The following is a 5577-nucleotide window of genomic DNA, read 5'->3' as shown; positions in this document are numbered from 1 at the left end:
TAGCAAGTGACGCAATGTAATTGTGACAGCCGCAATAGCTAAAGCGTTGCTCATCACTTACCTCCTTCTGGCACGTCGTTGCAAGTATTCATTCAAACTCATCACAGATGATGCTGTCCGGGGCTTTGGTCGAGGCGGAGGTAGTGCTGGGGCTGCGCTGCGAATTTCTAGCCGACCAATTGTGACTTGAATAGTAGGTGGTGTGTCCAAATCTACTGGCGATCGCTTTTGGACTTTTTTGCTACTAGCTGCAATGACTGACAAATTTTTTACAGTGAGGTCATTGATAGGGTGAGATAGCGGTCTGAAATCAGATTCCTCTAGTTGCCTAAAGTACGAAGACCCCACAGCATCTTTGCCTCTATCCGCAGACATAGAAAGGTTAGGGGATGCGTTCTGAGGTAATATTAAGTTTTCAACTGGGCTGGTCAATATACCTTGATTACGATTAATTTGCTGGCGTTGCATATTTGCGGGATGATCGGCGTAATTAACGTTCATCTCTCCCCCAACTTGCCCCAATTCATCCCACTGTTCGACAACGCCAATTTTCTGGATAGCAATATGTTTGCGATCGCTCTTATTATAGTTTTGTGAGCCGACTTCCTGAGCAGAAGCTTTTTCTCCACGGAAATCAGACAAGTGAGAGTTAGAAAAGTTGACTTGCGATTGTATGTCAATTCCTGGGGTTGAAGGATGTAAAGCAGGAGTTGCTATTATATCTGAATTAATAGTAGTTAGCTGAATTATCGGTTGTGAAGCGACAGATGACGGTAGATTATTTACGAATGGTGCAGTAGAACTATTTGCCTGAAGCGAAGATAGTTTAGCAGAAGCATCTGCGAGAAGTGGCTGTATTGATGAAACATTTTTGTGGACAAACCTCTGCTGATTTTCTGGCACATTAGACGTAAGTTTTTCCTGGGGTTCGGCAATTGTTTCTGTAGCAATTGTAGGTGTTAAGGTCTGTTTGTGTGAATTCGCTAAGGTACTATCAATAGTAGATGCGTTAGCAGAGCTTACCGTACCCCTACGGGGAAGCAAGCTACGCGTAGCATCTCGTACCCTTGCGGGGAAGCAAGCTACGCGCAGCGTCTCCGACAGGAAAAGAGAAGGTATCGCTCCATGTTGTACTTGTGGTTGAATTACAGGACTTAAGGCGGAAATGCTAGTGTCCATAGTTGGCACAGGTGTTAAAGATAATACCCGCCCGCTTGCAGATGCGTAGGCATTGGCGTAGCCTCTCCAAGAGTTAACCGTCGTAGACATCACCACAGGTTCTTCTAAAAACTGGCTGGAATCTAGTTGTGGATTAATCAGCTTTTTTACTTGCAAAGATAAAACATTTTCATTCCCAATTATTTGCGGTAATTGCTGTTGTACTAATTCACTTGCAGACTGTTTTTGGTGTTGAATTACAGGACTGAAGTCGGCAGTGCTAGTTTCTAGGGTCAACCCAGGTGTTAATGATTTTTGATTTGTGGGCAATATTTGATTAGTAACAGGTGCGCTGTCTACAGGTTTTTCTGGAATAGATGGCTGTAAACTTATCAGCTTTTGCACTTGAGTAGATGAAACATTCTCACTTCTTTGTAGCGATTGCGTTGATGACAATTCAGTTACAGCTTTTTTCTGGTGTTGAATTACAGAACTTGAGGCGGGAGTGCTAGTTTCCACTGCTAGCATAGGTGTTAAAGGCAAAACTTGAGAAATAGCAGGTGCGTAGACGTTGGTGTAGCCTTTCCAAGAGTTTCCCATCGTAGACATGGCTGTTGATTCTGATTGAAGTTGAGGAGGAAAGTCCTCAGAACTTTCGACTTGTGGTAACTGAGATTGGATAAAGACTGGATTAATTTCTGTAGGTTGCTTATGTAAGTTTTCAGTTGCAGATTTTCCCTGTTGTAGAACGCTGGGAATTGATAGAATAGTGTTGGTTTCTGCTTGTATTTGCGGGAGATATTGCTTCAAAGACAATACCTTTGGTAAGAGATTAGGAGAAAAATCTTGATTAATTTCAATTGATTGGTTTTTTAATGATTGAATTGTAAGTTCTCCTAATTTTTTACCAACTAAATTTGAGACAGGAGTATTGTTTTCCTTTGCGATCGCAGTCCTTGAAATTGTGGAATTTAGATTTTGGAAAAAAAATGTTTTTTCTTGGGGAGTAGAGGAAAACATTACTGGCTTTGTTGGGTTTTCGGGGAAATATGTTTGCAAATCTGACTTTAAAGGTGATTGCAAAGATAAACCTAGACGATTGATTGTAATTAGTTGCTGGGGAAAAGATTTAAGTGGAATCTGCCTCTGTTCAAAGATGGGGTTAGAGAGAGAAGTATTTGATTCTGTGTTGTATACAGAAACGAGATGATTCGATAGGGAAATCTTTGTTTGTGGCACAAGTGCAGACTTCAATAGCTCTGTATTAGGATTAGGTACTATTTGATTTGTAGTCGGTGAAAGTCTTTCTGATTCTACAAAACGTTGAGTTATCAATCGTTCCCAGTTGACTATATTTGAAGGTTGGACAGAAGAAACAACAGGAGGAATTTTAGTTAGTTGTTTCTGTGATAATTGACCAGGAGCTAAATTTAGTGTGGTGGTGCATATTTTTTGCTTAATGTTTGAAGGTTGGATAGAAGAAACAACAGAATTAATTTGAGTTGGTTGTTTCTGTGATAATTGAGCAGGAGCAAAAGTTAGTGGAGTAGTGCTTGTTTTTTGCTCTGAGTTTGAACTAAATTGCTGATTATCAGTGCTGATTGGAGTCAAAACTGAATCTGAAAAAGCCCAATTAGAGGATAATTCTAAGTCAGGATTTTGTGTAAAATTAGGAATTGACTTTAGTATTTGTTGGGAAGATTGAACAGGCGTTGAAGTTAAATTAGTTAACAGGGGGTTAGTTATCTCTTCAGATATTTGCCCTATTGTTGCAGGCGATCGCTTCTCCAACAACTGCACAATGTCAAAATTGGGAAATTTTTCCGCTTCTAATATTGTTTCTAACTCAGTTGAGTCTGTGGTAATCGATGGCTCCCAATCAAGGGTAGACTCTGCTAACGGTTCAAATACTGATAAGACAAGAGGTTGAACTGTATCGATTAAGTTAAAGCTTTTAGCTATCAAATGAAAGAGATAATTGCTCATCAGTCCGTCACCATCTCTAAGTACAATTGTCGCCGTCTGGGACTCATAGCCAAAATATCAGCTTCACGCCAACTGTAAGCAGCAGCCAAAGTATGTACCTCTCGCAAAAGTCGAAATCCCCAAGCGTTAATCTCAGCCCAGAAGAACGACACAATGTCAAATAATGATTGCCATTGGTGGTTGCAAGCGGAACAGGAAATATCAATTGGCACATTTGCTTGAGGATCTGCTTGAGCCATTTGGGTAATAATTGCATCTCTGGCATGAGATGGTAATTGCTGAAACGGCAGATATTCACCATTACACACTGCTTGCAAAATACAGCGTTCTAATAAAATCTCTTGGGCAATCTCTGGCTGTTTGTATTCAGCGATCGCTATCATATCTAAACTGTTTGGGAGACGAAAACTCACCTGATAATCAACAAGCTCAAGACAATATTTCTCAACTGGTTCAAGTGATAGTGATGCTACACGAATATCTGCAATATCAAAATTGAGTTCCAAGACTTCACCACAGCTTGGACAGGTGACTTGACTAACCAGTTGTGAACCAAATGTCCACTCCCGCAATGTCAGCAGCATGGCATCACGCTGACCGAGGCTGAGTTGAGTAAGCATATCTATGGAGGTTTCAGGACAAGCACTAGCTAGTAGCTTGATTGCTTTAGACCAAGATGGCTGATTAAGTCCCCACTCCCAGATATTTAACAGTTCCGAGGCTGATAGCGATCGCATATAGGAGTCGTATAGTTAGTTTCCTGCTGGTTGAACAATTAAATCTTGATTAACTAAGCCGAGTTAATCATCAAGCACGTTCCCAACCTTCGTTCTCTATCTTTATGTACTCAATAGCGACAGCATTAGCACTAGCATCTAGGTCTGGTAATGCTTGATATTCTGAAACCCAGCAACCAAAAATGTTATATGAAGTCGCTTTCTGACCAGCTTCATCACGAACCTCAATAGTGATATCTTTACGGAAATCTGCCAGAGACACTTCTGGACTACCACCAAGCGCCCAGACTTTATTTGCCCATTGTTCAAAATCAGTATCTTTGCTAACACCTCGTTCTAAGGTGATGGGATCGTACTTGCTTTGTCCTGGAGACTTATAGACAGTGCTAGGGTCGCCACCTGTACGGTGTTCTATGACCTCAGTGGTTCGCTTCAGACCACTGACTTTACTTACCCCAGCTAAGTCTTTACCAGCGAATTTCACAACAAATTTAAAGTTTTTGTAGAGGTCTAAACGTTTACCTGAAATAGAAGGCATATATTTCTCCTTAAACTGCTATTTGTCCGGCTATTTGCTGAATCTTGAGAATGACAAATTCAGCAGGTTTGAGAGGAGCAAAACCAACAATGATATTGACAATTCCTAAGTTAATATCGTTTTGGATTGTTGTTTCCTTATCACACTTCACAAAGTAAGCATCTTCCGGCTTACGACCTTGAAAGGCTCCTTGAAGAAAGAGAGTGTGCATAAAAGCTCCAAGATTCAAGCGAATTTGCGCCCACAACGGCTCGTCATTTGGCTCAAAGACAACCCATTGCGTACCGCGATAAAGACTTTCTTCCAAGAAAAGCGCGAAACGGCGAACCGGAATATACTTCCATTCATCCGTAAGACGGTCATCTACCTTCCGCGTCCGCGATCCCCAAATCACACGACCAAAAGCTGGTAGAGTTCGCAAACAATTAATTCCCAGAGGATTCAATTCCCCATTGTCTGGATCTGTTAGAGGTACACTCAATTGTGGTACACCGGTCAATGTTGCTTCTGTACCTGCTGGAGCCTTCCACACACCGCGTTGAACATCAGTACGAGCAAATACACCCGCGATCGCACCACAAGGAACAAATTCTTCTATTTGATTTTTCCGTAAAGGATTTGGCTGTTTGATTCTAGGAAAGAAAACAGCAGCATAACTAGTTGGTTCACCAAGGTCGTTCTGAATACCAGCCTTGGCCTTATCCTTATCAGTCCAATCACTAGGCGGATCGATGATGAAAAATGCGCGACGGTCTTTACAAAATTCTGCTGCTTGATCGACCAAAGGGTGATAATCTATATTGCCATCCTTTTTATAAGGCGGAATACAAAGGATATTAAACAGGTCGGCTTTGTTTAAAGCGTAAAGACCCTGTTTATTTGCTTCCTTATTTGGCCCTGTGAAGTCGTTCACATCTAGATCGTCACCATCCGCACCGCTGTTTGGTTCCGCTTTGGTTGTCGCTTTGGTATTTGTATCGTTATCATCATCATCCCACAATTTTTTACCAGGTGCGGGTTGAGCATGAGCAGCTGGTCTGTCTGTTGGCAGAGATTCCAGAAATGTTGAATCCTAATACAAAACTTTACATATTTAATTACACTAACTCTAAAAAGCCTAAAATAGTCAACATGACATCATCTCCTCAAACCAATGAA

4 protein-coding genes are annotated in these 5577 nt (G+C 41.3%); all 4 read right to left on the bottom strand.

The annotated features are described in order from the left end of the window. Window positions 1–57: 57 nt before the first annotated feature. The gene (locus HWQ38_RS11590) at window positions 58–3144 is read right to left on the bottom strand and encodes a hypothetical protein (RefSeq protein WP_292793414.1); all 3087 of its coding nucleotides are present in this window, start codon (window positions 3142–3144) and stop codon (window positions 58–60) included. Then, on the bottom strand, window positions 3144–3881 hold the full coding sequence (locus HWQ38_RS11585; RefSeq protein ID WP_292793412.1) for a phage baseplate protein: 738 nt from the start codon (window positions 3879–3881) through the stop codon (window positions 3144–3146). The genes HWQ38_RS11590 and HWQ38_RS11585 overlap by 1 nt, the downstream gene beginning before the upstream one ends. 70 nt (window positions 3882–3951) lie before the next feature. Continuing rightward, window positions 3952–4419 (bottom strand): phage tail protein, encoded by a 468-nt coding sequence (locus HWQ38_RS11580; RefSeq protein ID WP_292793410.1) that lies wholly within the window; start codon window positions 4417–4419, stop codon window positions 3952–3954. A gap of 10 nt (window positions 4420–4429) precedes the next feature. After that, entirely contained in the window at window positions 4430–5419 is a 990-nt protein-coding gene (locus tag HWQ38_RS11575) for a phage tail sheath subtilisin-like domain-containing protein (protein ID WP_292793408.1), read from the bottom strand. Window positions 5420–5577 lie beyond the last annotated feature (158 nt).

It is taken from the genome of Nostoc sp. NMS7, from assembly GCF_017115085.1.
Classification (GTDB): domain Bacteria; phylum Cyanobacteriota; class Cyanobacteriia; order Cyanobacteriales; family Nostocaceae; genus Nostoc.
The sequence above is the reverse complement of the archived record's forward strand: the minus strand, read 5'-3'. Positions and strand labels throughout refer to the sequence as shown.

Excerpts from the sequence above, each read along its gene's own strand:
- HWQ38_RS11590 (WP_292793414.1), bottom strand. The coding sequence starts at position 3,144 with ATGAGCAATTATCTCTTTCATTTGATAGCTAAAAGCTTTAACTTAATC.
- HWQ38_RS11585 (WP_292793412.1), bottom strand. The coding sequence starts at position 3,881 with ATGCGATCGCTATCAGCCTCGGAACTGTTAAATATCTGGGAGTGGGGA.
- HWQ38_RS11580 (WP_292793410.1), bottom strand. The coding sequence starts at position 4,419 with ATGCCTTCTATTTCAGGTAAACGTTTAGACCTCTACAAAAACTTTAAA.